Genomic DNA, 26,967 nt, shown 5'->3' with positions numbered 1-26,967 from the left:
ATGTATTACGACTTTTTCGGCTTTCGCGAACCGCCGTTTTCGATTGCTCCAGACCCTCGTTACCTGTATCTCAGTGATCGTCACAAGGAGGCGCTGGCGCACCTGATGTATGGGGTTCAGGGGCAGGGCGGCTTCATCGTGATAACCGGTGAAGTGGGAACCGGCAAAACGACCGTTTCCCGCTGCTTTATTGAGAACGTTCCGGATAATGTGGATATTGCGCTGATCCTGAATCCAAGGCTCTCTGCGCGGGAATTGTTATCCTCCATCTGCGACGAGCTGGAGATCTCCCACGAGATCAGTGCAACCATCAAGGAACTGGTGGACCTGATTAACCAGGACTTGCTTAAGGCCCATGCGGCCGGTCGCCACAAGGTTCTGATGATTGATGAGGCCCAGAACCTGTCGGCGGAAGTGCTGGAACAGCTTCGGCTTCTGACCAACCTGGAGACGGCAGAGAAGAAGCTGCTTCAGATTGTCCTGCTCGGCCAGCCCGAATTGCAGGAGATGCTGGCACTTCCGGAGCTGCGTCAGTTGAATCAGCGGGTTACTGCGCGCTACCACCTGGATGCCATCGGTCGGGAAGAGCTGCCTGCCTACCTGCGTTACCGACTCAGCGTCGCCGGCATGCGAGGAGACATCTTTTCGCAGCGGGCGGTAAATCGTCTCTATCGCGAAAGCCAGGGCATTCCCCGCTTGATCAACCTGATCAGTGATCGGGCCTTATTGGGCGCTTATGCCGAAGGGGAACATGAGATCACGCCCGCTCATATCCGCCATGCGGCCAAGGAAGTTCGCGGACAATCACTCGGCCCTTCATCCTCACGATCAAGCCAGTCGCCCGACAAGTCGCAATACCTGATCGTTGCGGCCTCCATTCTGCTCGCCATCATCGGAACCGCCTGGTTGTTCGACCGCTGGTCGCCCGATGATTCGGCACTCACTGAACAGTCGTTGGTAGACCCTCTTCAGGGTGCCATTGATCGGGTGGCAGGGCAGCAGACAGCGCAAGAGGAGAAGTCATCAGAAACCAGGTCTGAAGAACCTCCAGGCCCGGCTGACCTGGCTGTACCGGATCAGCTTCTGGACTCAGTCTCTGCGTTCCAGGTGCTTTTTGGGATCTGGGGGCGGGACTATCTGCCGTCGGAGGCACCCGTGGCCTGCGAATGGGCCAGAGAGAACGGGCTTGGATGCCTGGACCGCCAGGGCAGTCGTCGAAGTCTGGAGTTTCTTGATCGGCCGGCAATGCTCCAGCTTCAGGATGAGGCAGGCAACACGGGGTTCGTCGTCCTACGCCATCTCAAGGACGATACGGCAGAGATTGCCTTGCCGTCTGGCGCTCAGACCGTTTCCTTTGCCAGCATTGAGCGCCACTGGTTTGGCGAATATCGCGTCTTGTGGCGTTTACCGGAATATCTCACGGGAGATGGTTTCTATAGCAATGGTGGCGGCGAGCAACTCTGGATTGGAGCCCGAATGATGGATTTGGCGGACCAGCGCAGTAACTCCCGTGCCGAGAGCGACCGCGTTAAACGGATGAACGCGGAAGATCAGATTCGCTGGTATCAGGCACTACGAGGTCTCACTGTGGATGGCATTGCTGGCGCCATGACCATCATCCAGATCAACAATGATCTGGAGGCTTCCATCCCTCGCCTTAAGCCCCTGCAGTCCGAAGGTCGAGAGTAACTATGTCGTACATTCTTGACGCATTGCGAAAATCTGAAACCGAGCGGCGGCAGGGTCGCGTTCCGGATCTTGGTCAGCAGGTACAGCTGATACATCGCCCGAAGAAAAAGCGTTGGTCGCCGGCTGTCTGGGTGTCTCTTGCACTCATGGTCAATGCCGGCGTCCTGGCCTTTGTCTTCTGGCCGGGAGCGCCGTTGCCCTGGGTTTCCGAGTCGCAATCCGAGACATCTGCGGCCTCGGCCAGAACGACAGCTCCTGAACCTGATGCGGTGTCGCCTGCGACAGAACCAGCGCCGGCATTGGAAGATCCCGTTGCACAAACGGGGACCATCCCGGAGCCCGATGTGGGCGAGGCGACGCCGGCGCCGATCGCTTCGGAACCTTCCCCATCGGAAAGCCGGGAGCGGGCGACCGTTATCGTTCCCTCATCCGCGAATTCCGAAACTGCTGCACCAATGTTGCAGCCTGAGCAGGCAGGCAGAGTGCCACATCTGGTAGAGTTGCCGCTTTCATTTCAGAAGAGCGTTCCCGATTTGACCTTCAACAGCCACATCTACTCTTCATCCCCCGCATCTCGCCGGGTGATGATCAACGACACCTACCTGAGAGTGGGTGATTCCTTTGAGGGCCTGCGGGTGGATGACATCACCGAAGAGGGCGTGGTGCTGAGTCGTGACGGGCGACGCTTCCGGGTTGGCGTTGTGCGGGACTGGGTGAGCCCCCGCTGATGGCACTGACTGACGACATCAAGCAATCAATTCAGCAAGGTTATCGCGATGTGCTTGCTGGCAAAAACATCCGGGCACGCTATGGTCAGCGCCTGATGATTGCCGAAATTGCCAGGTACATGGGCGACATCACAGAGAACGATGGTCAGAGAACCTCCCCGTCCTCGGCCTGCGTGGTAGAAGCCGGCACCGGGACGGGCAAAACCCTCGCCTACCTGATCGCTGCTATTCCGGTGGCAAAAGCCCTGGGGAAAACACTGGTTATCTCTACTGCTACCGTCGCTCTTCAGGACCAGATTGTACTGAAGGACCTCCCGGACCTGAAAAAGCACAGCAAGATGGATTTCAACTGGACACTGGCCAAAGGCCGGGGCCGGTACCTGTGTATGTCCAGGCTCGAAGCCCGCCTGCACGATGAGGGCAATACCGACAGTGACACCATGCCGCTGTTCCTGTTGGATGGCCCCAAGAATGAAGAACCCGGTACCCGGGCGTTCTTCGAAGAGATGCTGGCCAGTTACGGGTCAAGGGAATGGGACGGTGATCGGGACCATTGGCCGGAGCAAATCCCGGATGATGTCTGGCGCCAGGTGACCACGGACCATCGCCAATGTACCAACCGTCACTGCAGCTACTTCGACAGTTGCGCGTTTTTCGATGCCCGCAAAGACCTCGACGATGCCGATATTGTGGTTGCCAACCACGATCTGGTGCTGGCAGACCTGGCGCTCGGCGGCGGGGCGATTTTACCGGAGCCGGAGAATGCCCTGTACATTTTCGATGAGGCTCATCATCTTCCGGACAAGGCGCTGAACCACTTTGCGGCGTCGCTCCCGCTTAATGCCACCCGCCAATGGCTAAAACAGCTTTCCCAGGCGCTGGTGAAAATGCAGCCGTACCTGGCAGCTGGTACGCAGGCCGCCAAGTCGCTGGACCGCATCAGCTCTGCGTCGAGAGAAGTTGATCTTGTTCTGAATCGGGTTTACGAAGAGGCCGAGCAGAATACCGGATGGGAGTTCAATGAGGAGCGCCGGACGGCCCAGTGGCGCTACCCGGAAGGTGAGCTGCCGGAGGCCATGGCCGAGCTTGCGGCAGAGAGTCGCATTGCCACAGCCAACATGGTCCGCCAACTGGGTGTTCTGGCTGACGAGCTGCAGGGCGCCTTCGACGAACGTAAGGAACATGAGATTGACAGGGAAACCGCAGAAGCCTGGTATCCCGTGATCGGTTCGTTTCACGCCAGGGCTGAGGACCAACTACGACTCTGGACAGCCTGGTGCGACCAGGGCAACGCGAAGCCCGCCAGTGAGCCAGAAGCTGACCCCGAAGCCGGTGACGAGGCTGAAACCAGGCCACGGACCTCAAAAAGCCCGCCACCAGCCCGTTGGGCAGTTCGCCAGCGCTGGGATCACGCGGAAGACATCACCCTGTACAGTTCCCCGGTATTGGCGGATAACCTGCTGTACTCCAGGCTCTGGTCCCGGGCCTACGGGGCCGTTCTCACCAGTGCCACCCTGACCGCACTTGGACGATTTGATCGCCTGAACGCTCGGGCGGGTTTGCCGCAGGGTAGTCGCTTCCTCGTGGTCCCCAGTTCTTTCCGGTATGGCGAGATGGCGACGGTAGAGGTGCCTGCGATGTCCGCCATGCCCACGGATGACGGCTTTGCTGATGAACTTGTTAAACGACTGCCGGACCTCTGGGCGGGCGAGAAGGCAACTCTGGTATTGTTCACTTCCCGGCGCCAGATGCAGCAGGTGCGGGATGCACTGGCTCCGGAGTATCCGGACCTGATTATTACCCAGGACGATATGGCCAAGGGTGAGGTGCTTCGCCAGCATTGCAGCCGGGTGGATGAGGGCCGTTCCAGTGTCCTGTTTGGCGTGGCCAGTTTTGCCGAGGGCATCGATTTGCCGGGCAAGTACCTGCATCACGTGGTGATTACCCGTCTGCCGTTTTCAGTGCCCGATGACCCCATCGAGGCAAGCCTGGCCGAGTGGGTAACCCAACGGGGCGGTAATCCCTTTATGGAAATTACGGTACCGGACGCTTCAATCAAACTGGTTCAGGCGGTGGGTCGGCTACTTCGGACCGAGCAGGATACCGGTAGGGTCACGATCCTGGATCGCCGGATCATTGCCCGGCGGTATGGTCAGCTGTTGCTGGATGCCTTACCGCCATTCCGTCGAATTATCGAACGCTGAATCCCACCCCTAAACCATTCAGCCATAAAAAAAGAGCCAGCCCTTTCGGGGTGGCTCTCATCAAGGGGTTCTTTCGAACCCGGGCGTCGAAACAACGCGGAACAAGAAATCTGAAGGCCTGAAGTTTCAGAATTCCTGGTGGGGTTTCCCTCACCGTTGAAATAATAATAGGGGATTAGAGGGCGTAGCCGGATCGTCCAAAGGGCGTAGCGGGCTTAGATTGTTGATGCAAAGTGTGACGCGGAGCACGTTTTGGTTGCTTCGATATCAGGCCTCCAGCAGCCCCAGGTCCCGGGCCCGGGCCAGTGCTTCGGTCCTGCGGCCGACGCCCAGTTTGCCGTAGAGGTTGCGGATGTGGGCCTTTACGGTAGCCGGCGCGACCTTCATTTTCGATGCGATTTCCTTGTTGGCATGCCCCTCATGAATCAACGCCAGCACCTCCAGCTCTCGCTGGCTGAGTGGTTCGGGTAACGCTTCCGGTTTAATTGAAGGCCGATCAGGCGCACTGGACCCTGAGTTCGTGCTGCTTTGGGGATTTATCCGACCCGATTCTCTTTGATCAACAAGCATTTTCCTGACATTGGCGTTCCAGCTGCCGGGGGCGTTCAGGGCGGGCAGATCAAGCAGCAAGGAGCGAAGATTCGGGCTCTCTTCGGCAAATAGCCGCATGAATCCAGCCTCGGCGGCCAGGGTTATTGCCCGGGTCAGCATCTGTTCCGATTCGCCGCTCCTCTCTTGTAGTGCCAGCGCCTCTCCATAAACCAACAGTATCTCTACCAGGTGCCTGTTGTGGGCATTGCGTTCAGCCGGTTTCAGTAAGGCGCTGAGTATCTCCTGGGCACGCTCCGGCTGATCCAGTGCCACCAGTACTCGGGCTTCGCTGATCCGGCTCTGTTCAAGGTGAAGCGGGTTGGTGAATTCGGTATCGGCCCGGGATTCCAGGCTGGCGCTGGCTTTTTCCGGGTGACCGGCGGCAAGATAGCAGCGGGCCAGAAGGGCGGTGCTGGCAGGTGGCTCAAAAACAATCTGCTCGCGTCGCTTTCGGCCGGTCTGGGAAGCGTCTTCCAGGGCTTCGATCGCGTCCTGGAGCCTGCCTTCGCTGAAGGCCAGGTGACCACGAACGTATTGAATGATCACGTGCTGGCCAGGTTCCGTGCCCCGTTCGACGTGCTCCAGCAAAGGTTGCAGATGCGTGGCGGCAAGCTGGAGATGGTTGCGCTCCCGGTGGAGTTCACAGAGGGTGCTGTTTTGCCAGCAGGAGATGAGCCTTGGTTGGCTGGGGTCTGAGTAGTGCCGGTCCACCCATTGACGGATGTCGGTGCAGGTTTCCAACGCCAGATCGATATCGCCCCGATTATACTGAATCCACGCCAGCAGGCCGCCGCTGGAGAGCACGGTGCTTGGTTTATGCTCGACCTGCCCGTACCGAACGGCTGACTGGAGCGCGTCCTCGGCCTCGGTGAGCTCACCCTTGCCATAGTAATCCAGACCCAGCCCGTAATAGGTTACTGACTTCAACGGAATGCGGGTGTGGTCGATCTCCCTCAGCACCTGTCGGGTGAGATCAGCGGCGCTTTTGTCGTCACTCCGGGTTCTGGCCAGGTATGACCGCATCAGCGAGATCTCGCTCTGGAGACCAAGAGCACCCTCGGCATCCGGATGTGAATCCGCAACCTGCCGGTCCAGCACATCCTCGAGTCCGGACAGCAGCGGCTCCAGAGCGTCCACACGGTTGGCGAAGAACAGCCCCCAGATTCGGAGCATCTGGAGTTGCGGATTATCGGTTACCAGATTCTGTGGCAGGGCATCGAGCCAGTTCAGCACGGGAAGGTGATAGCCACCATGGATCAGGTTGTTGCCATGCTCGGCCAGTACGCGGGCAAGCCATGGCCAGTCTTCCTGACGGAAGATCTGGGCAATGGCTTCCTGAACATGGCCATGGGCCAATAACCACTTTACAGTACGCTGCCAGAGACGCGTTGCTTTCTCAGGCTCTGTGTGACTGATCCTCAGCCGCAGCGCATCCCGGAACAGATCGTGATAGCGGAACCACTCGTTCCGGGTATCCAGTGGAATCAGGAACAGGTTCTGACTCAGGAGTGTCTCGAGCATTTCCTGACTGTCGCTGGTCGCCCGGATCGAGTCGCAAAGGGACGCGCAGAGGCGGGGGCAGCAGGCAGTCTCAAGCAGGAAGTCGGCAATATCCCGAGGTTGCTGTTCGAGCACTTCGCTGAGGACATAATCGCTGATATGGCGTTCGTCCAGATTTAGCTGGTTTCCGCTTGTGGAAGCGTCGTTCCCGGAGAGTGCCGAGAGTTGCATAGCGGCCACCCAGCCTTCGGTTTTCCGGAAAATGGCCTGGACGTCGTCGTCTGTGATAGCCAGCCCCATGGTGTCGCGGAAAAACTGCCGGCATTCGTCTTCGGAAAAGGCCAGCAGGCCAGGGTGGATGTCCTGAACCCAGCGGCGGACCCGCCAGCGTGCCAGTGGGAGCGGGGGCTCCGTTCGGGACGCCAGGGTGATCAGGACACCCGGCGGCAGGTAGTCGATGAAATAGGCGAACTGCCTATGGATGGCCGGGTTTCCGATGAAGTGAAAATCATCCAGCACTAACGACCAGGGACTGCCATCCTGAGCCAGGGTGTTGATCAGGCCGGTGATGGCTTCGGTAAACGTTTCGTCGGATTGGTTGGCCAGTTGTTTGCGCACGTCAGTTGCACCGGCCAGCCCGGCCTGTTCGAAGGCGCCGATAACGTACTGCCAGAATCGCCTAGGTTCATCGTCGTGTTCATCCAGGGAGAGCCAGGCGGTGGGTGAGGAAACCCGTGAACACCATTGGGCCACCAACGTCGTTTTCCCGAATCCCGCTGGGGCAACCACCAGGTTCAGCCTTTTGGGGCTTTGGGGCTCAAGCAGGGCGCTCAACCGATCACGTTTGACCGCGCGCGAGTCTGACGTTGGCCTGAGAAACTTGGTGGTGAGAAGCATGGATTCCCTGAAAGCTCGAATGGTGAATTGCCCAGACAGGGCACTAAGGATTGTGTCCTTTGTAATGGCCAAGTCAAGGGCTACGGCGCCACTTTAATCACTCCAGGGTTTTATCAGGGCTGCGTAAATGCAATTTTGGTCTAAACTGTGTGAAAGTAGTTGCCTATATTAAAAAAGAATGAAAACCTGTATTTTTATGCGTATTCTTCGACAGGGTCCTTCGATCTCCAGGGAGCAGCAGATTCAATGAAACTACAACAGTTGCGCTATATCTGGGAAGTTGCGCATCACGATCTGAATGTGTCAGCAACCGCTCAAAGTCTGTTTACGTCACAGCCGGGTATCTCCAAACAGATCCGCCTGCTGGAGGACGAACTGGGGCTGGAAGTGTTTGCCCGCAGCGGCAAGCATCTCACCCGCATCACACCGGGCGGTGAAATCATTATCCGGGAGGCGGGAGAGATCCTGCGGCGGGTTGAGGGCATCAAGAAAATCGCCCAGGAATTCAGCAACCAGCGCAAGGGTGATCTGAGTATTGCCACCACCCACACCCAGGCCCGTTATGCCTTGCCGCCGATTATCAGTGGCTTCATTGAGGAGTACCCCGACGTCTCCTTGCACATGCATCAGGGCACACCCATGCAGATCTCCGAGATGGCAGCCAGTGGAGCGGTAGATTTTGCTATTGCGACCGAGGGAATGGAGCTGTTTAACGATCTGATCATGATGCCTTGTTACAAGTGGAACCGTAGTGTCATCGTGCCAAAGGATCATCCCCTGGCCAAACTACCGGAACTGACGTTACCGGAGCTGGCGGAATACCCGCTGGTCACCTACGTGTTCGGCTTTACCGGACGCTCAAAACTTGATGAGGCCTTCCAATCCCAGGGGCTCACACCCAAGGTGGTATTCACGGCAGCGGACGCGGACGTTATCAAAACGTACGTAAGGCTGGGTCTTGGCGTCGGAATTGTAGCCAGTATGGCATTCGATCCCAAAACCGACACGGATCTGGTCGCGCTTGATGCTCGCAAGTTGTTTCGTCCCAGTGTCACGCGAATCGGTTTCCGGAAGGGCACTTTCCTGAGGGGCTATATGTATGAATTCATTCATCGCTTTGCGCCCCATCTCACCAAGGAAAAGGTGGACGAGGCCGTGTCCCACCAGGGCAGCCGGTCTGAAATCGAAGAACTGTTCAGGGATGTCGAGCTTCCCACTCACTAAAAGGTGAGCGGGCGGAATGGGCCCGGGTTACTCCCGGGCGATAAGGTTGCCGGCATGAAGACCGCATTCTTTCTGCGTGGCTTCTTCCCACCACCAGCGACCCTCCCGCTCGTGCTGCCCAGGCAATACAGGACGGGTGCAGGGCTGGCAACCGATGCTTACGAAACCTTTCTCATGCAGCTCGTTGTAGGGCGCCTCGGACATCCGGATGTAATCCCATACCTCTTTTGATGTCCAGTTCGCCAGCGGATTGAACTTCACCAGTGTTTTGTCATCGGTTGAGAAGGCGGTGTCTTCCTGAACAACCGGTACATCGTTGCGTGTGCCAGGGCTCTGATCCTTTCGCTGGCCGGTAATCCAGGCGTCAACCGTCGCCAGCTTACGGCGAAGGGGATTGACCTTGCGAATGCCGCAACACTCACCGTGCCCATTCTCATAGAAACTGAACAGGCCCTTTTTGTTCACCAGATCCTGAACTTCCTGGGCGTCTGGAAAAAGAACCTCGATCTCGATTCCGTAATGCTTGCGCACCCGCTCCACAAACTCGTAGGTTTCCGGGTGAAGACGGGCTGTATCCAGGGTAAAAACCTTGAGGTTGTCGGTCAGTTTGTGTGCCATTTCAATCAGCACAACATCCTCAGCGCCACTGAAGGAAATGGCGATGTTGTCGTACTGTTTGAGTGCGGCTTTGAGAATCGAACGGGGGCTCTGGCCTTCGAGCTCTTCCCGCAGGGTTTGAATATCGGTCATGGCCCGGCATTGCCTTATCTGAGTGTGCAAGAGGATATAACTGAGCGAAAAGGCTACCATTAAATGCCTCATACCCTAAAGGAATGACAATCTATATGGTTATTCCGCGTTTAAGGGCCTGGCTTTACACTTCTACGATGCAATCCCGCCCGGTTTTTCTTATCATACGCTGCGAATAGAGGCAGACGGACAAACCGTAGTCGCCCTTAACCAATTGAAGCAGGAGATCGTTGTGGAACTGGCATGCCTTGACCTTGAAGGAGTATTGATCCCGGAAATCTGGATCGCGTTCGCTGAAAAGACTGGCATTGAAGAGCTCAAGGCTACCACCCGCGATATTCCGGATTACGACGTGTTGATGAAGCAGCGCCTGAAGCTGCTGGATCAGCACGGCTATGGGTTGCCCCAGATTCAGGAAGTGATTGGGGAGCTGGACCCGCTGCCCGGCGCGCGGGAGTTCCTGGATTGGCTGCGCGAGCGTTTTCAGGTGGTGATTCTGTCCGACACCTTCTATGAATTCGCCATGCCCCTGATGAAGAAACTGGGTTACCCCGCGTTGCTTTGTCATAAGCTGGAAGTCGCAGACGACGGCCAGATCACCAATTACCTGCTGCGCCAGCGCGACCCCAAGCGCCAGTCCGTGAGGGCATTTCAGTTGCTGAATTACCGGGTGATTGCGGCCGGTGATTCCTACAACGACACCACCATGCTGGGACAGGCCGAAGCCGGCATACTGTTCCACGCTCCACAGAACGTGATTGACGAGTTCCCGCAGTTCCCTGCGGTGCACAACTTCGAGGATCTCAGGCAGGAGTTTCTCAAGGCCAGCGCGATCCACAACGCCTGAGTAGCTGAAATGGGGTCAGATGAAAACTTCATCTGACCCTGTGTTCACTTCACTAAATAACCAACTCTTCCAGAAACCGCATCAAAGGCCCGACTTTCGCGAGCGTCTCCTGATACTCAGCTTCGGGATCTGAATCCGCAACAATACCGCCACCGCCCCAGCAACGTATGGTGCCCTGGTCATCACAGAGCATGGTTCGAATCGCGATATTGCTGTCCAGCGTGCCATCCAGTCCGCGATAGAAAATAGAGCCGCAGTAAGGGCCACGCCAGTGGGGCTCAAGCTCCCGGATGATTTCCATTGCCCGGATCTTGGGCGCGCCAGTGATCGAGCCTCCTGGGAAGGCGTCGAACAGAGCTTTCATTGGGGTGACATCGTCTGCCAGTTCGGCGCGGATATGGCTTACCAGATGATGGACGTTGCGATAGGATTCCAGTGCAAAAAGCTTGTCGACTTTCACACTGCCGGTTCTGGCGTTCAGGCTCAGATCGTTGCGGAGCAGGTCGACGATCATCAGGTTTTCGGCGAGGTCCTTTTCGGAGCCCTCCAGTTCAGAGGCATAGGCTGAATCGCTTTCCGGGGTGCCACCTCTTGGCCGCGTGCCCTTAATAGGGCTGGTGGTGACAGTTCGGTTGTGTATCTCTAGAAATCGCTCGGGGGAAACTGACAGAATGGATGCCTCGCCGGCGCGGATGAAGCCGCTATAGGGAGTAGGGTTCGCATCCGAAAGCGCCTGGAATGCTTGCCAGGGATCACCTTTGAAATGGCCAGAAAATTCCTGTGAGAGGTTCGCCTGATAACAATCTCCGGCCTCAATGTATTGGCGAACCCTTTCTACGCTGGCCCTGAAGGCACTCGGTGTTTGCCTGGGCTGAAATCGGGAAGCCATAGACCATCCGGTAGTGGCCGCTGGCTCGTCCGAGCCCAGCCACTGCTCCAGTAGATTCCGTGTCTCACCAGGGCACTGCGGATGAATCCAGAGCCAATATTCATCTGTCTTGCGATTATGAGTGGCCGTCCAAAGATAGAATCCTGCAGACATAAGGGGAGCATCCCCAGATGGGCAGAGCTCCCTGAGACGGCTTTCCCTGACATACCCGAGCTCATAATCAAGGAATCCAATCCACCCGCCGGACAGGCATTCCGGGTTGGGCTCCTGTTCGATCTGGTACTGACGGACGAGGCTTTCCATGCTCTGGGCAAGCTGATCGGAGCAGAAATCCGGAGGCACAGGGTATTGCAGTACTTCGGTGGCAAGAGCTCTGGCAGAAAAACCGCTGAAGACTCCTCGGGCGGGGCCGTGACCGACACTCCCGATATAGGCGAAATCCGCTTCCCGGCAGGCATGGCTTAGCAGGCGATGGTAGCCATCCTGATTGAGTTCACGCGTGGTTGCCGGGTTCAAGGTCCCTCCGGATTCTTCGAGAAATGATAAACAGCACACAAAACGGGCGTTGTCGCGTTTGCTGAGCCGCTGCTCTAATGAGGGGCTGTTCCAGTTGGGCGCCAATTTGGGGCGCTAGCCGATATTCTAACTGAGTTTGGCGGCCATTCTTAATACAAAAAAATCAGGAGTTTGCTGTTATGAGCCGATGGCGAACCTTGAATGAGACGGGAGAAAGCTAATGAAAAATACTTCGAGGGCAGTGCGGGCCACAATGTTTCTGATCTTTCTGATTCTGCCTTTGGGAGAGTTGTATGCGCAGAGTGGAGGTGCCACCGAGGATGAGGTCAAACAGATGGTGCAGAAACAGTTTGAGCGAATGTATCAAAAAGGCGTCGAGAACCTCTCAGACCGAATTGTACTGTCTGGTGGCGTAAAGCCGTTTGCTGTGGTGACGGATACCGGCGACAAGACCAAGGCGATCCGTATCAAGCAGGCCGAGGAAATGCCTGCCGATGTTGCTCTTGAAGTGCTGCGTCGTTCTCTTATCGCTCTCGTGAAGAAAGGGAAGATTGGTGCAACTGCCATTTTCTACACGGCTGACAATCCTAATAAAGAGGCGAATGCCGAAAAGGTGCTGGTTGTCGAGATGGAGCATATTTTCGGTCCAACTCTAGCCCAACTGGTGCCATTCACAATCACGGAAGGCAAGGCTAGATTTGGCGACCAAGTCGTCGTGGATATGAAGAGGCAAATCTTTAACATAAACGTTGATGAAGAAGCCGCAGAGTAAACAAGTTAATGTCCGACAATCTAATTATTGTTTACTGTGAAGGTGGTCACGGAACATTTTGTTACCTCTGAAGTACTCTGTAGCCGTGCAGATACAAAAGTAAACCAAACAGTCTGCATGCATGGAAATAAAAACAATTTGTTCCGTAAAGGAGAACGTTATGAAAGGCCTGAAGAAACTCGCACTGGCTACTGCCGTTGCTGCAGCTCCGTTTGCAGCTCACGCTGACCTGAAGGCACTGGACGACAGTGCAATGGGCAACGTGACCGGTCAGGCTGGTGTGACCATCGAACTGGAAACCGAAGTCAGCATCGGCGAATTCCGTTACACCGACGAAGGTTACCTCTCAGTTTCCGACATCTACATTGGTGGCGGATCTGTTGAGCGTGACGTAGATGGCAACGTTACTGGAGTTGCCGGTCTTCTGGATGATCTCCAGATCGACATCGATGTGGAAGCGGATGGTGATGCGTTCATCGACGTTCATAGCATCTCGGGCGCGCCGATTGACTACGCCGTTGGTGTGGGTTCCGCCTCACTCAACGCTACTGATGGCTCTGGCGATACTACTCTGTTGGCCAGCAACATTGGTATTGAGGGTAACCTCGGATTGCTTAACATCCGCGTCGACACTGCAACTGATAACCTGATCATGAACGTTGGCTTCAACGTGACTGATATGGATATGGATGTTGACTTCCTTGGTGTAAATGTTCGTGATTTGACAGTAATGGGTGCTGCATTCTACGAAGAGACCGCTGGTGGTGGCGCTCCGACACCTGCAGGACTTTTTGCGCAAGCTCAGATTACTGTTGGCAAAGGAACATCTGCCGCAACTGGTGGCGATGCTCTCGAAATCACCATTCCACAGTTCGTAGCTGACATTGGTGTCGGCGCTGTTGAGATCGGTGGTGAGTCTATCGGTTCCTTCCGCATGGACAACCTCGCCGTTACCAACACCACCATGCGTGTTTACGGTCACCAGTAAGTTGGCCTGAAACCGAAGTTGGTGAAACGCCCCGCTCCGCGGGGCGTTTTTATTGGTTAGAGGAAAACTCACGCCAATAAAAAACGGCAGCCAATCCTGGCTGCCGTTTTCAAATATGATCAACGAATTCTGCGCTATTGATCCGGTACCGCAATAGAAAGATCAAACCCGCCACCAGGTCGCGGCGTCAGAGTAACCGGCCCTTCATTAATCGCCTGTGGAACCTGTATCTGATCAATCCCCGGCGGATTGCCAATGCTGAAATTCAGATTTTGCCCGTCAAACCCAATCCCCAGTTGATCGTTAAGAAACGTCTGTGTAAAAGGCTCTTCCGGAATCTGTGCCTGCTGTCCGAAGATTATCGGTGGAATCGTTGGGGTAAACTCAGCTGGCGGCTGTGCCCGGGCGATTTCTTCCTGGGGCAGCAGCAGGGCGCGCCGTAGAAATTCTTCTTCTGCGTTTTCCAAAGCATCGGTCTTGCCTTCATCAACGTACCTTTGCAGGGCATCCCGGTAGGCTTCTTCTTCCGCTTCGGTCAGCACCGGTTCGCCTGGGGATATGGTGAGGGAGCGCAGGATGCGTTGCCGGTCGGCGTCGGATTTCTTACGCTCTTTGGGCACAACAATAACGGCGGAATCCTTAACGTAGGTTTCCACCATTTCGTCTGAGGTCATGGTCTGAACGCCAGCATAGGCAGGTAAAGCAACAACAAGACTGCTGATGGCGCTGGTGAGCAGGTGTCGGCGTTTCATAATCTGGACCCTTGTTGTTTAAAAAATACGCTCCCTGAGCCGAGTATTCGGTTTGTAGGACAGGAATTCAAGCTTGAAGATCCGGGATTGTGATCAGAATCTTTGATTTTTCGGTACTGTTACTAATCACAGCAAAATCATGCTCGAATACCATGAACTTTTTTGGCGTTGCAGGGCCTCAGTGACACTATGAAAAATCCGGTCAGAAACCGATGGCGGCGCTGGATTAATCGACGGATTCCACGATCCGATCTCCAGGTCTTCAGTCAGAAGAATATTTTCATTCTGCCGACCGGCGCTGGCGTTGTATTCGGGCTGTTACTCGTCATCATGCTTCTTACCGGCATCAATTATCAGAACAGTCTGATTTACCTGAGTACCTTTCTGCTAGGGGCGGTGTTTGTTGGAGCGATGCACCAGACTCATCGAAATCTGTCTGGCCTTGAACTCACGCTGGTTCAGCCGGGAGAGGGCTTTGCCGGTGATGATGTTCCCTTCCGATTTCGTCTGAAGGCAGGCCGGGATGACGCCATTGCCATCCTCCTTTCCTGCGAAGAATCGGGTCTTGCACCGGTGCACGTCCATTCGGGCCAGGCGCTGGATGTCACGCTTCCGGTTCATTCTGCTCATCGCGGCTATTTGCGCCCGGATCGGGTCCGTATTGAAACCCGTTTTCCGTTCGGCCTCCTGAAAGCCTGGTCCTGGGTTCGGCCGGTGTCAGCCGGTGTGGTCTTCCCAAGGCCGGTCCCTGCACCTGAAGCGTTCAGCACTGTCGAGGACGGTGAAGAATCCGCAGATGCAAGATCCGTTGAAGGCAATGATCACGCTGATATCCGGCCGTGGCGGGAAGGCGACTTAAGCCAACGTGTTCTCTGGAAGCGATTTGCACGAACCGGGCAAATGGTGGTTGCGGACTGGGAGGGTGAGCAGGGCAGTCCCTACTGGCTGGATTTTAATGCCTATCCGGGCGCGGATCATGAATTGCGGCTGAGTTACCTGGCGTTCCTGGTGAACGAACGCGGCCGCAGCGGAGTGCGCTTTGGATTGAATCTTCCCGGGCAGATCATCGAGCCTGATTCCGGTCCGGCCCATGCGGCCCGGTGCCTCCGGGTATTGGCAACCTGGGGAGAGGAACGGCCGCGGGATGCGATGGCGGAGCCCCATGGAACGCGAAAGAAACCAAGAGAGGCAAACTCCACGCGGGTTGCGGAGGGGCAGGTTTGAGTTTAATGGACCGCCTTAGAGGCAATGAGTCGGACGAAGGAACAACGACCAATCTGCCTTCCCGAGCTTTGCTCTGGCTGATTGCCAGTTTTGCCCTGTTACTGTCGCCCCAGTGGGACCGTCTGCCCCTGTGGCTGATCGCCGCCTGTGCGGTGTTGGCCGCATGGCGATGGCTGGCGCAGTACGGGCGGGTAAGGCTTCCGGGCCGCTTGTTACGCACCGGGATCATGCTGGTGCTGATTGGTGTTTATGTCGCAACGGTTCAGGGGCGGTTTACGGTGGACACCGCCGCCTCGTTTTTCGTGCTGGCGGTGGGTCTGAAATGGCTGGAAACCCGGTCAGTCAGGGATTTCTATGTCCTTTTCTTTATCCTTGTCTATCTGGCCTCTGTGAATTTCCTGTTTCACCAGGAAATTCTCTGGGCACTGGTCAACTTCACCGGCATAGCTTTACTGCTGGTGGGTTTGCAGGTGCTGAACGCGCCTGATTTACCCGGGGGAATGGCGTCTGGCTGGCGCAGACTGGGTTGGATGTTTCTGAAGACATTGCCGATTGTGGTCCTGCTGTTTGTGTTTTTCCCGCGGATGTCGCCTCTGTGGAGCGTGCCGCTGGTATCAGGTGAGGCTCGTACGGGCATCAGCGACACCATGAGGCCCGGCGACATTTCCAATCTTGCCCAAAGCAGTGAGCGAGCCTTCCGGGTAACGTTCGGAGGCGAGATGCCTGCCTATCGTGACCGGTATTGGCGAGGCCTGATTCTCGACTATCTGGATGGGGAAACCTGGCGCCAGGGTCAGCGAGAGGGTTTTCGCGCTCTGGGCCGGGTTGCGGTTGACGGAGGCATAGGAGAGCTCGAACCGAATCAGTACGACATCCTTCTGGAGCCAACCGATCAGCGCTGGGCGTTCGCGCTTGAGAACTCCAGGGCAGTTTCGGATAACGTATTCGAAGACAGTGCCGACCTTTTCCGTTTTCGCCGTCCGGCTGACAGCCCTGTGCGTTATAGATTGGCGCTGGAGGAAGCGGCCTTAGCCGCTGAAAGACAAAGCCCCGCTGAATTGCGGAGGTACCTGCAGTTGCCCCGGGAAGGCAACCCGAGAGCCCGGGAGTTGGCCCGGGAGCTTCGCCGCACCATGGGCGACGAACAGGTAATTCGGACGCTGTTAGAGCGATTTCGCGAGCAGGAATATTTCTACACGCTCAGGCCGCCGGCCATGCCCGATGATGGCATTGATTCCCTGTTGTTCGACGCAAAACGCGGTTTCTGCGCCCACTACGCGGGTGCAACCACGTTCGTTTTACGGGCTGCCGGTATTCCCTCGCGGGTCGTGGTCGGCTACCAGGGTGGAGAAAGCGGTGCAGGGGGCGATTACCTGATCGTGCGCCAGTATGACGCCCATGCGTGGGTAGAAGCCTATATTGATGGGCGAGGGTGGGTGAGGATCGATCCCACGGCGGCCATCGCGCCGGACCGGATTGAGTCAGGGCTCAGAGACGCAGTGGCCGAGGAGGGATCCTTTCTGGAGAACAACTGGGCCTCGCCGCAGCGTTATGCCGATGTGCCCCTTGTGCAATGGGCCAGCCTCCAGTTGGATCGCATCAATTACCAGTGGCAGCGTTGGGTCGTGGGCTACCAGGGTCAGAGTCAGATGGATCTGATGTCCAGGCTGCCCGGTGGTTTCGGCATGCGTGAGCTGGGGTACATGACAGCTGGTATCGTTGGTGCCGGCTTACTGATTGCCGGGCTGATTTCCGCCTTCCAGATGCGGCGGGGAGAAAGGCGAGACGCGTTCCGGAGAGTGGTGGATACCTGGCACCGGCTGTGTGCCAGTGCCGGGGTGCCTGTGCGTCATGGTGAAACGCCTTCGGTGCTGGCGTCACGCCTGGCGAAAGCGGAACCGGATGCTGCAGATTCGGCCAGGCTTTTTGCCCGTATGGTTAACAGCCATTACTATAGCGCTGGTCAAGACGAAGAAGGCGGTGAACAGGTGAAGCGAATGCGCCGCCTGCTCGCCACTATGAAGCGTCAACTACGGAAGCGCCAAATGCGAAGATCCAGGACCCGGACAGGAAAATCCAGTGACTGATATTGCCCAAGATATGCCCTGGCTCAGCCGCGCCTGGCAAACCGTCCAGAGCCGGGTAGCAGAAGACAGGCTCCCGCACGCCCTTATCCTTGCGGGGGAGCGTGGTGTGGGTAAGCGTGCCTGGGCGGAGGCAGTCGGCGGATTGTTGCTGTGTGATAATCGTCTGAACCGGGATTCTGGCCAGCCAATCGCCTGTGGCCATTGTAAGCAGTGCGAACTCCTGGCGGCTGCCAGCCACCCCGATATCCGGGTTTATTCGCCGGAAAAATCTCGCATGGTTAAGGTTGATCAGGTGAGGGCGCTATCGTCTTTCGCTGTGGCTTCTCCGCAGGTGGCACACCACAAGGTGGCGATCATTGACCGTGCGGATCAATTGAATATCAATGCGGCGAATGCGTTGCTCAAGACTCTGGAAGAGCCGCTGGCCGATGTAACCCTGATCCTGTTACAGGAAAGCGGGCGTCCGGTCCTGCCCACCATTCGGTCCCGCTGCCAGACATTGACTGTTCCGGTGCCCGCCAACAACGAGGCCAATCAGTGGCTCACGAGTCGTGTTCGGGATCTTCCCGAAGACGCGCAACCGTCTGCGGATGTTCTGGCCAAAGCCTTGATGCTGGCAGGGAACGCGCCGAGGCTGGCTCTGGACTATGCAACCGGCGACTTTATCGGTCTGCGGGATACGGCTCTGGAGCGCTTCAAGGAATTCATGAAATCCAGAATTCCGGTGGGTGAAGCCGCCAAGGCGTTCAAGTCGATAGGTTTGGAAGATACCCTTTGGTTGTTTGAAACCTGGGCGGCGGATCTGGCGCGCCTGATAGCGGGCGGCAATGCCCAGGACACCGAAGCCTCGGATATGCTCGGTTTCCTGGCCAGAACCACCCCCGCCTGGCGGGCCCATGAACTGCTCGATATGGTAAAGGATTCAAGGGCAGCGGGCGTTTACAATGCCAGTCCGGAGCTGGAGGCGAGTCGGCTTCTGATCGCCTGGCAAAAGCTGATGCCAGTCAAACGTCCGGCGGCATAGGTGGCCGTTGCCCGCGGGATTGAGCCTTTGGTGCCAACAGCTGCTATGATTCCGGAATGAAAGGGATTTTCAGATCCCGAAAAACGTTCAAAACGATCTAAGAGAAAGGTGTCAGTTATGGGGCCAGGATTTGGTGCGCGCAGTGGCATACTCACCCTGACAATCAAGGACAAAGCAGTGCTCTACGCTGCATACATGCCTTATATCCGCCAGGGTGGCCTGTTCATCCCGACGCAGAAACAGTACCAACTGGGCGACGAGGTTTTCCTGCTTCTTAACCTGATGGACGAACCGGAGAAGATTCCGGTTGCCGGCAAGGTGATATGGATAACACCCAAGGGTGCTCAAGGCAACCGCGCAGCGGGTATCGGCGTCCAGTTCAATGGTGACGATGAAACCGCACGTACCAAGATTGAATCCTACCTGGCAGGCTCGCTGAGTTCCGATCGCCCAACCCACACCATGTGAAGGTGGAGCCTGGATGAACGATATGTCGATGCCTACGGAGGCTTCAGGGAGTGGGATAGAAGGCGGTGGCATCGATGGGGCCGCGCCGTCATTCCGGGAGTCCGATTGGAAGCTCCGCCACATCACCCTGGCCGGACTCAGTTGGCCAGCGGCTTCTGGTAGCCAGGACAACACTCCGATCATCATGCTGCATGGCTGGCTTGATAATAGCCTGACGTTTGTAAGGCTGGCACCGGAACTGACGCCTCTGGGGCCCGTTTATGCACTGGATTTTGCTGGCCATGGCCACTCCGGCCATCGACCCGAGGGCCAGAGCTATCTTTTAATGGATTATGTTGCGGACTTGGCCGAGCTGGTTGAGCGCTATTTCCAGGAAACGCCGGATGGCAGGATTAATCTGGTAGGCCACTCGCTCGGGGGTATTGTCGGCGCCCTCTACGCGGCGGCTTTTCCTGAGCGAATTCGAAATCTGGTGATGATCGACAGCCTGGGCGCCCTGAGTCGTCCGGTCAAGGAAACCATTCCCCAGCTTCGAAAGGCCATTAAAAAACGCATTGCCGGCTCCGGTCGTCAAGTTGTCTATCCGGACATACCCACTGCAGCCAAGGCGCGAGAGGGCGGACTGAGCCCGCTCAGCCCTGAAGCAGCGCTGACGCTTATTCCACGCAATATGAAGCCTCAGGGGGATGGCTTTGTCTGGCAGACCGATCCCCGGCTGCGGCACCCGTCACCGCTGATGATGACCGAAGAGCAGGTGTTGGCGTCTCTCGCCGCTATCGAAACCCGTGTACTTTTTGTCAGAGCCGATCAGGGTCTTTTGTCGTACAGAAAGGATCTGGATAGACGGGCAGAAGCTATCGCCAACCTCCAGATTGTGAAAGTACCGGGCGGTCACCATTGCCATCTTGATGGAGAGACCCGGCCGGTTGTTACAGCCATTAGACAATTCCTGGAAAAAGAGTAATCGCTTGCTGAAATCACTGTTCACACGTTTCTTGATCCCGACCCTCGGCTTATTGGCGTTTACGTCGGTGGTGCAATCTGCTCCAGAGGATGTGCCCGCAGCGTTCGAGCAATCGACGCTCGAAGACACGGTTTCAATTCGTTCTTCCGGGCACCTCGTGCTGTTCAGCCCCGTGCGGGAGGTTAATAACGAAATCCGCTCCGAATCTCGGGCTCGCTTACCCGTGAATGGCGAAGGGCGGCTGTATCGGATTGCCCAGGACTCCAGCCGAGAAGAGGCGCGGGACCACTACCGTGGTTTGTTGCGCCAGAGGAATGCCCAGATTCTCTTCGAATGCTCCAGTATCCGGTGTGGGAGAAGCAACGTTTGGGCAAACCAGATTTTCAATCAGGCTGTTCTTTATGGTCGCGATGCGACACAGGATTATCTGGTTGCCGGAACCGTTGCTGAGGATGGCTCTCGCTGGCTGACCCTGATTTACACGGTGACACGCGGAAATCTCCGGGAATATGTCTGGGTGGAGCACCTGCGGGTCGAATCCGGGGCGACGATTCCGGGGTTTGGTACTGTGGCCAATCGAGTTGAGGGGCCGATCATTGTTCCCTGGCAAGGCGGGGTAACCTACCGGTTTGACTGGCAGGCGACGGATCGTAGACGGGTTAGCGATCTGGCTCGTGAAGAGGGCACGGTGGTTGCCCTGGTAGGCTACTCTGTACTCCAGACCGACGAATCCTTCAGTGGCGCAATGGAACGCGCTCGCCGGGCTGCGGAGTCACTGTCAGAGGTATTGTCCAAAACCGGAGTTTCACCTGACCAGCAGAAAATTATTGTGGTTGGACCGGCAGGCGTCTTCGGTGATCCAGACAGGCAAGGCGACCGGGTCGAAGTGGTAGTGATTTCGAGGTAATGAATATGGGCACATCAAAGGACGATGATAAGGATCAAAAAGACAAGCCCCCCGAGAACGAGCCCCGGGATAAGTTGTCCACGGTCCTTAGAAGTTCGGATGTTTCCGCCACGCATGCAGCGGCAAACCCGCAAGAAGGGGGTAACCGGAAAAAGCCACGGAAGACCGTCGCGCTGACGCTTGGTAGCGGCGGAGCCAGGGGGTATGCCCATATTGGCGCGATTGAAGTGCTGGTCGAGCGGGGCTACGACATTGTTGCCATCTCTGGCTGCTCCATGGGGGCGCTGATTGGCGGCATGTTTGGGGCCGGCAAGATGCAGGATTACAAGGACTGGGTCACCGGACTGGGCCAGTTTGATGTCCTGAAACTGCTGGATGTTACCTTCAATTCGGTTGGAGCCATCCGCGGCGAGAAGATCTTTTCGGTGGTCAGGGAGATGCTGGGAGATACCCGGATCGAAAACCTGCCTATTGCATATACTGCCGTGGCCACCGATCTGCTCGCCCACAAGGAAATCTGGTTCCAGGAAGGTCCACTGGACCAGGCCATCCGCGCCTCGGTGGCGATCCCAAGCGTTGTAACCCCGCTGGTTCTCAATGGTCGGGTTCTGGTAGATGGTGCCTTGCTCAACCCGCTACCGATTATCCCGACCATTTCTTCCCACGCTGACATGATTGTCGCGGTTAACCTCAGTGGTGAGGATGACCGAAGGCGACGTATTCAGGATGCTGCCTTCTCTCTGGGTGACGACGAAAACACTGACATGGACGAATGGGTTGATACGATCCGCGAGAAAGCGTCGCGCTGGTTCGATTGGGACGCCCTGAAATCACTGACGGCACGAAAACCGGATAATGGAGACAGCCCGGAAGAAAAAATCAGCCGGGCTATGCACAAGAAAGAGCATCAGAAGCACGCCGAGAAAAAGCCGGCCGACAAGAAAAATCAGGAAGAGCACGAAACCATCGACTGGGACAAGCTTGGTATCGGAAAATTCGATGTAATGAACCTTACCATCGAAACCATGCAGAGTGCGCTTGTGCAGTACAAGATTGCCGGGTACCCGCCGGATTTGCTGGTCAATGTGCCCAAGAATGCCTGTCGGAGTTACGATTACCACAAGGCGCCCGAACTCATTCAGCTAGGCAGGGAGCGGATGGAAGCTGCCCTGGACCGGTTTGAGGAAAGCCGTAACAGTTCCGGCCCGCTGGCGATCTGAGGGATTTGGCGGCATCTGAAGTCTGTGGGCTGCAGTCGAGTGGATAAACAGCGTATAATCCTGCGCTGACACGCTCTCGCACAGGATTTACGTTTGTGACCAGCCCTATTGACGACCTTCTCAGTGTTAGGGATTACCTCCGTTTCGCCTCATCGCAGTTTGCCGCTTCGCCACTGTTTTTCGGCCACGGCACGGACAACGTCTGGGATGAAGCGGTGCAGCTGGTCATGCGAAGTCTGAACCTTCCTCTGGAAAACAACACCCTATTCCTGGATGCCCGTCTCACCCGGCAGGAGCGGGAGTTGGTTATTGAAAGAATCCGCCGGCGCGTGGACGAACGGGTACCCCTGGCTTATCTGTTGGGTGAAGCTTGGTTCATGGGGATGCCATTCCACGTGGACGAGCGTGTGCTTGTGCCGCGCTCTCCCATTGGCGAGCTGATCGAGAATGGCTTTCAGCCGTGGCTGGGTGACAAGCCGGTAGAGCGCATCCTCGATCTCTGTACCGGAAGCGGTTGTATTGGTATTGGCGCCGCGTCTGTGTTTACTGAGGCGGAGGTGGACCTCTCGGACATCTCTGCGGATGCTCTGGAGGTTGCTGAATCGAATATCGAGTTGCACGCAGTCCGCGGGCGGGTTCATACCGTACAATCGGATGTCTTTCAAAATATTGAAGGCCGCTACGATGTTATCGTGAGCAATCCGCCTTATGTGGATGCGGAAGATCTTTCCAGCATGCCGGACGAATACCGCCACGAACCGGAACTCGGTCTGGCCGCTGGAAAAGACGGTCTGGACATCGTCCACAGGATTATTGCGAGTGCGGCTGATCATCTCACCCCTGGTGGGCTTCTGGTCGTAGAGGTTGGTAACAGCTGGGTTGCAATGGATGAAGCCTATCCGGATCTGCCGCTGACGTGGTTGGAATTCGAAAATGGTGGCGATGGCGTCTTTCTGATTACCGAACCGGACCTGCGTCAGTGGCAGGCTTCCGTTTAATCTGAATTCTTAAAAAAGCTGAACAAGATACTGAATTATGTCGGGAAACTCTTTCGGAAAACTGTTTACGGTTACCTCATTTGGCGAAAGTCACGGGGCTGCGCTGGGTTGCATCATTGATGGCTGTCCCCCAGGGCTTGAGCTGTCTGAAGCCGACATGCAGCGGGATCTGGATCGCCGTAAACCGGGCACCTCCCGGCATACGACCCAGCGCCGCGAAGCCGACGAGGTAAGAATCCTGTCCGGTGTTTTTGAAGGCAAGACCACAGGCACACCGATTGGGCTGCTGATCGAGAACACCGATCAGCGCTCCAAGGATTATTCCAAGATCTCCGAACAGTTCCGACCGGCTCACGCCGATTACACCTACATGCACAAGTACGGCGTCCGGGATTATCGGGGTGGCGGTCGCTCCTCTGCGCGGGAAACTGCGATGCGGGTTGCCGCCGGTGCGGTTGCGAGAAAATTCCTTGAGCAACGCCTGGGCATCCGGATTCGCGGGTACCTGTCCCAGCTCGGTCCGATCAAGGCTGAAAAGTTGGACTGGGATCAGGTTCACCAGAACCCGTTTTTCTGCCCGGATGCGGACAAGGTTGCCGAGATGGAAGCCTATATGGATGCACTCCGAAAGGAGGGTGATTCCATCGGTGCTCGGATTAACGTGGTTGCTGACGGTGTACCGCCTGGGCTGGGCGAGCCGATCTTTGATCGCCTGGATGCAGATCTGGCTCACGCGCTTATGAGTATCAATGCCGTCAAGGGTGTCGAGATTGGCGCCGGATTTGATTGTGTCGATCAGAAGGGCACAGAGCACCGGGATGAAATGACACCGGAGGGTTTCCTCTCGAACAATGCGGGTGGTGTGTTGGGTGGCATTTCGTCAGGGCAGCCGATTGTTGCCAGTATTGCGTTGAAGCCCACCTCAAGTTTGCGGTTGCCGGGCCGAAGCATCGATGTGAACGGCGATCCCTGCGAAGTGATTACCACGGGGCGGCACGATCCCTGTGTCGGGATTCGGGCGACGCCAATTGCAGAGGCGATGATGGCTATTGTGTTGATGGACCATTATCTGCGGCATCGTGGGCAGAATGCCGATGTTTCTGTGTCCACACCGGTGATTGGTCAGCTCTGATACTTGTTTTCAGCCTTGGTGGAGCTGTTGTGGTGGGGCTTACCGCCCAAAAAACGCCCGTGAATACGTCCTTGTAGGGCTTGGTCGCGCCATCCCTGGCGCTTCACATTTTTGGTCAGCAAGCCCCACCACAACAGCCAGACTCTAGCGATGCCCTCCTGTTCGGCTCTGAAGGTTCGGTTGCAGCCCTGTAGGTCGGATTAGCCAAAGGCGTAATCCGACAACACTCAGTGACTGTCAATAAACAACCCGGCTTCTCTGATACCTATGAATGAGGTCTTGTTATCTACTGGCGACTCTCCAACCTCTATTTCTGGTTCTTCGCCCTCCTCGGTGGGCTCCTGCCGTACTGGTCTCTTTACCTCGAAGGCCAGGGCTTTTCCTACCTTCAGATAGCCACGCTGATGGCGACGATCCAGCTCACCAAAATTGTTGCTCCAAGCGTATGGGGCTGGTTAGGGGACAAAACCGGCCAGCGGGTTCGTCTGGTGCGGTTTGGCGCCATTACGGGGTCCCTGTTTTTTGCCAGCGTATTCATGGAGCCGGGGTTTTATGGCCTGCTGTTGGTAATGCTGGCATTTACATTTTTCTGGAATGCAATTCTGCCGCTTTATGAGGTAATCACGCTCCGTACCCTGGGCGAGCAGAAGGAGAAATACGGCCGGGTCCGGCTCTGGGGCTCTGTGGGGTTTATCGGGGCGGTAGCGCTGGTGGGCGGTTTGCTGGAGCTGGTACCGATTCAGAATCTGCCCTGGTTGTTGTTGCCGGTATTTGCGGGCATCGCCGTATCAGCGTTTCTGGTACCTGCGGAGCGAGGAGAGCGAAAGCCGACGGCGCCGAAGGGCAGTTTGAAGGCCATTGTCACGCACCCGGCGGTGGTGACGTTCTTTCTGATGAATTTCCTGCTTCAGGTTTCGCACGGGGCCTATTACACGTTCTTCAGTATCCATCTGGAGCAGCATGGGTACAGCAAACTGTCGATTGGCCTGCTGTGGTCGCTGGGCGTGTTTGCTGAGATCGCACTGTTTCTGGTGATGCACCGGTTAACGCGTAATTTCACGGTCCGCCAGATTGCAATTGGCGCGCTTATGCTCACTATGATCCGTTGGGTACTGATTGCAGAACTGACGGATATTGTCGCCGTTCTGCTGTTTGCGCAGCTTCTTCACGCGGCATCTTACGGTGCGCTGCACGCTATCTCCGTCCAGTACATTCAGGGCTTTTTTGGCAAACACCATCATGGTCAGGGTCAGGCCCTATACAGCGGTCTTACCTTCGGCGCTGGCGGTGCGCTGGGGGCCTGGTTGTCGGGCTTTCTGGTGGATGGTTTCAGCACTTCGGCGGCTTTCTGGGGTGGTGCTGCCGCCATGGCCGTCGCAATCGTGGTCACCTGGCGGGGGCTTAGGCCGCCGCCAGCGCATAGCGAGGGTTAAAGCTCAGGCGACTTCTTGTTCCTGCACGATGGTGAGCAGGGCTTTGGCCGCGTTGCTGAGCTGCCGCCCGGATAGTCCGATCCCACCGAGCACCCGAGTAACCGGCTTGCCCACATCCAGCACCCTCAGGCTGTCGTCAATCATGCGCAGGGGCAGGACACTCCAGCCCAGGCCCACACTGGTCATCATTTTGATGGTTTCCAGATAGTTGGTCGGCATTTGTGGATTCAGGTGCAGATTCGCTTCCAAGAACAGTCGGCTTACAACCCGGTATGTCGCGGTGGTGGTATCCGGAAGCAGGGCGGGGTGGTCCGCGAGATCTGGTAACGCAGGATGCTCCAGGGACGCCAGAGGATGTTCCGCGCCGGCCACAAACACCATCTGGTCCGGCCATTGGGCGAAAACATTAAAGCTCGGTTCCATGCTGTCACTCAGTGTCACGAATGCCAACTCCGCGTTCCGTTTGCGCATCTGTTCGTATGCGGCGTCTGAATCCATGAACTGAAGGTTGATGGACACCTGAGGGTATTCCCTTTTGAACCGCCTCAGCCAATTCGGCAAATGGTGCAGGCCTATGTGGTGGCTGGCGATAATTTGAAGCTCGCCTTCGACTTGCCCGGAGTCCGGCGACAACGCCACTCGGGCATTGTGGATTTCATCCAGGATTCTGCGCGCATGTGGCAGTAGACGGCTGCCGGCATCGGTCAGGCGAATCTGGCGGTGGCTCCGGTCGATCAGGCTGGTGCCAAGCTGGTTTTCCAGGGCGGCCAGGCGCTTCGAGATGGCCGGCTGCGTCAGATGCAGAGTTTCCGCGGCTTCTGAAAAGGAGCCCTGGTCGACAATGGTCAGAAAAGCTTTTAATGCGTTTGTGTCCACAGAATGATTCTCTTTGCCCTGGAACTTGGGTGCAGGGTGCCTGGAGGGCCAAACCTCCCAAAACACGCCCGTAAATACATCCCTGTAGGGCTCGGTCGCGCCATCCCTGGCGCTCCACGGTTTTGGGAGGTTCGGCCCTCCAGGCGCCCCGGGCAGCATTGAGGGCTGCTCAATTGTCTGGGGAGCGGGTTGGGAGAGCACTTTCAAAACCGTAGAGGGCCAGGGATGGCCCGATTCGAGCCCACATGGATGTGCTTGTCGGCGTGTTTTGAAAGTGCTCTCCCAAC

22 protein-coding genes are annotated in these 26,967 nt (G+C 56.7%); 17 read left to right on the top strand and 5 right to left on the bottom strand.

The window, feature by feature from the left end:
* From FMN52_RS02640 to dinG, 3 genes are read left to right on the top strand one after another with little or no spacing between them, the layout of a single operon-like run.
* Positions 1–1,689: an AAA family ATPase gene (locus FMN52_RS02640; RefSeq protein WP_148607170.1), complete on the top strand. Its 1,689-nt coding sequence runs from the start codon at positions 1–3 to the stop codon at positions 1,687–1,689.
* A 2-nt stretch (positions 1,690–1,691) separates the two neighbouring features.
* Positions 1,692–2,417 (top strand): general secretion pathway protein GspB, encoded by a 726-nt coding sequence (locus FMN52_RS02635; protein ID WP_148607169.1) that lies wholly within the window; start codon positions 1,692–1,694, stop codon positions 2,415–2,417.
* Positions 2,417–4,621: an ATP-dependent DNA helicase DinG gene (gene dinG, locus FMN52_RS02630; RefSeq protein ID WP_148607168.1), complete on the top strand. Its 2,205-nt coding sequence runs from the start codon at positions 2,417–2,419 to the stop codon at positions 4,619–4,621. Before FMN52_RS02635 ends, dinG begins: the two co-directional genes overlap by 1 nt.
* Before the next feature lie 267 nt (positions 4,622–4,888).
* Here dinG and FMN52_RS02625 read toward each other — a convergent pair whose 3' ends face one another.
* Entirely contained in the window at positions 4,889–7,609 is a 2,721-nt protein-coding gene (locus FMN52_RS02625) for a LuxR C-terminal-related transcriptional regulator (RefSeq protein WP_148607167.1), read from the bottom strand.
* A gap of 246 nt (positions 7,610–7,855) precedes the next feature.
* Between FMN52_RS02625 and cysB the strand changes: the two genes are divergently transcribed.
* Positions 7,856–8,833 carry an HTH-type transcriptional regulator CysB gene (gene cysB / locus FMN52_RS02620; RefSeq protein WP_148607166.1) on the top strand — a complete coding sequence of 326 codons (978 nt, stop codon included), beginning with the start codon at positions 7,856–7,858 and terminating at the stop codon, positions 8,831–8,833.
* A gap of 27 nt (positions 8,834–8,860) precedes the next feature.
* Here the strand turns inward: cysB and FMN52_RS02615 are convergent, their stop codons facing one another.
* Positions 8,861–9,643 carry a phosphoadenylyl-sulfate reductase gene (locus FMN52_RS02615; RefSeq protein ID WP_275898161.1) on the bottom strand — a complete coding sequence of 261 codons (783 nt, stop codon included), beginning with the start codon at positions 9,641–9,643 and terminating at the stop codon, positions 8,861–8,863.
* A gap of 172 nt (positions 9,644–9,815) precedes the next feature.
* Between FMN52_RS02615 and thrH the strand changes: the two genes are divergently transcribed.
* Positions 9,816–10,430, top strand: a complete 615-nt coding sequence (gene thrH, locus FMN52_RS02610) for a bifunctional phosphoserine phosphatase/homoserine phosphotransferase ThrH (RefSeq protein WP_230706516.1) — start codon at positions 9,816–9,818, stop codon at positions 10,428–10,430.
* A gap of 52 nt (positions 10,431–10,482) precedes the next feature.
* On the opposite strand, the gene pabB is transcribed toward thrH, so the two are convergent.
* On the bottom strand, positions 10,483–11,835 hold the full coding sequence (gene pabB / locus FMN52_RS02605; RefSeq protein WP_148607163.1) for an aminodeoxychorismate synthase component I: 1,353 nt from the start codon (positions 11,833–11,835) through the stop codon (positions 10,483–10,485).
* A 220-nt stretch (positions 11,836–12,055) separates the two neighbouring features.
* Here pabB and FMN52_RS02600 point away from each other — a divergent pair, with 220 nt between their 5' ends.
* Positions 12,056–12,607 (top strand): hypothetical protein, encoded by a 552-nt coding sequence (locus FMN52_RS02600; RefSeq protein ID WP_148607162.1) that lies wholly within the window; start codon positions 12,056–12,058, stop codon positions 12,605–12,607.
* Between the two features lie 160 nt (positions 12,608–12,767).
* Entirely contained in the window at positions 12,768–13,595 is an 828-nt protein-coding gene (locus FMN52_RS02595) for a DUF6160 family protein (protein ID WP_148607161.1), read from the top strand.
* Positions 13,596–13,729: 134 nt separating this feature from the next.
* Here the strand turns inward: FMN52_RS02595 and FMN52_RS02590 are convergent, their stop codons facing one another.
* Positions 13,730–14,347 (bottom strand): hypothetical protein, encoded by a 618-nt coding sequence (locus tag FMN52_RS02590; protein ID WP_053115377.1) that lies wholly within the window; start codon positions 14,345–14,347, stop codon positions 13,730–13,732.
* 189 nt (positions 14,348–14,536) lie between these two features.
* On the opposite strand from FMN52_RS02590, the gene FMN52_RS02585 reads away from it, so the two are divergent.
* From FMN52_RS02585 to FMN52_RS02540, 10 genes are all read left to right on the top strand, one after another.
* Positions 14,537–15,571: a DUF58 domain-containing protein gene (locus FMN52_RS02585; protein WP_148607160.1), complete on the top strand. Its 1,035-nt coding sequence runs from the start codon at positions 14,537–14,539 to the stop codon at positions 15,569–15,571.
* A gap of 5 nt (positions 15,572–15,576) precedes the next feature.
* Positions 15,577–17,658, top strand: a complete 2,082-nt coding sequence (locus tag FMN52_RS02580) for a DUF3488 and transglutaminase-like domain-containing protein (protein WP_148607159.1) — start codon at positions 15,577–15,579, stop codon at positions 17,656–17,658.
* Positions 17,651–18,682, top strand: a complete 1,032-nt coding sequence (locus FMN52_RS02575; protein WP_148607158.1) for a DNA polymerase III subunit delta' — start codon at positions 17,651–17,653, stop codon at positions 18,680–18,682. Before FMN52_RS02580 ends, FMN52_RS02575 begins: the two co-directional genes overlap by 8 nt.
* A 117-nt stretch (positions 18,683–18,799) precedes the next feature.
* The gene (locus FMN52_RS02570; protein WP_008171779.1) at positions 18,800–19,150 is read left to right on the top strand and encodes a PilZ domain-containing protein; all 351 of its coding nucleotides are present in this window, start codon (positions 18,800–18,802) and stop codon (positions 19,148–19,150) included.
* 13 nt (positions 19,151–19,163) lie between these two features.
* Positions 19,164–20,114 (top strand): alpha/beta hydrolase, encoded by a 951-nt coding sequence (locus FMN52_RS02565; protein WP_148607157.1) that lies wholly within the window; start codon positions 19,164–19,166, stop codon positions 20,112–20,114.
* Between the two features lie 4 nt (positions 20,115–20,118).
* Positions 20,119–21,021 (top strand): DUF4892 domain-containing protein, encoded by a 903-nt coding sequence (locus tag FMN52_RS02560; RefSeq protein ID WP_148607156.1) that lies wholly within the window; start codon positions 20,119–20,121, stop codon positions 21,019–21,021.
* A 5-nt stretch (positions 21,022–21,026) separates the two neighbouring features.
* Positions 21,027–22,241, top strand: a complete 1,215-nt coding sequence (locus tag FMN52_RS02555; RefSeq protein ID WP_148607155.1) for a patatin-like phospholipase family protein — start codon at positions 21,027–21,029, stop codon at positions 22,239–22,241.
* 95 nt (positions 22,242–22,336) lie between these two features.
* Positions 22,337–23,239 carry a 50S ribosomal protein L3 N(5)-glutamine methyltransferase gene (gene prmB / locus FMN52_RS02550; RefSeq protein ID WP_148607154.1) on the top strand — a complete coding sequence of 301 codons (903 nt, stop codon included), beginning with the start codon at positions 22,337–22,339 and terminating at the stop codon, positions 23,237–23,239.
* Positions 23,240–23,276: 37 nt separating this feature from the next.
* Positions 23,277–24,371, top strand: coding sequence for a chorismate synthase (aroC, locus tag FMN52_RS02545; protein ID WP_148607153.1), 1,095 nt, complete (start codon positions 23,277–23,279; stop codon positions 24,369–24,371).
* Positions 24,372–24,655: 284 nt separating this feature from the next.
* Positions 24,656–25,804, top strand: coding sequence for an MFS transporter (locus FMN52_RS02540; protein WP_148607152.1), 1,149 nt, complete (start codon positions 24,656–24,658; stop codon positions 25,802–25,804).
* A 3-nt stretch (positions 25,805–25,807) separates the two neighbouring features.
* On the opposite strand, the gene FMN52_RS02535 is transcribed toward FMN52_RS02540, so the two are convergent.
* Positions 25,808–26,680, bottom strand: a complete 873-nt coding sequence (locus tag FMN52_RS02535; protein WP_148607151.1) for a LysR family transcriptional regulator — start codon at positions 26,678–26,680, stop codon at positions 25,808–25,810.
* Between the last annotated feature and the right edge of the window lie 287 nt (positions 26,681–26,967).

The organism is Marinobacter sp. BW6, from assembly GCF_008107725.1.
GTDB lineage: Bacteria > Pseudomonadota > Gammaproteobacteria > Pseudomonadales > Oleiphilaceae > Marinobacter.
Note: the sequence above shows the minus strand (reverse complement) of the source record. Positions and strands in the feature narration are given on the sequence as shown.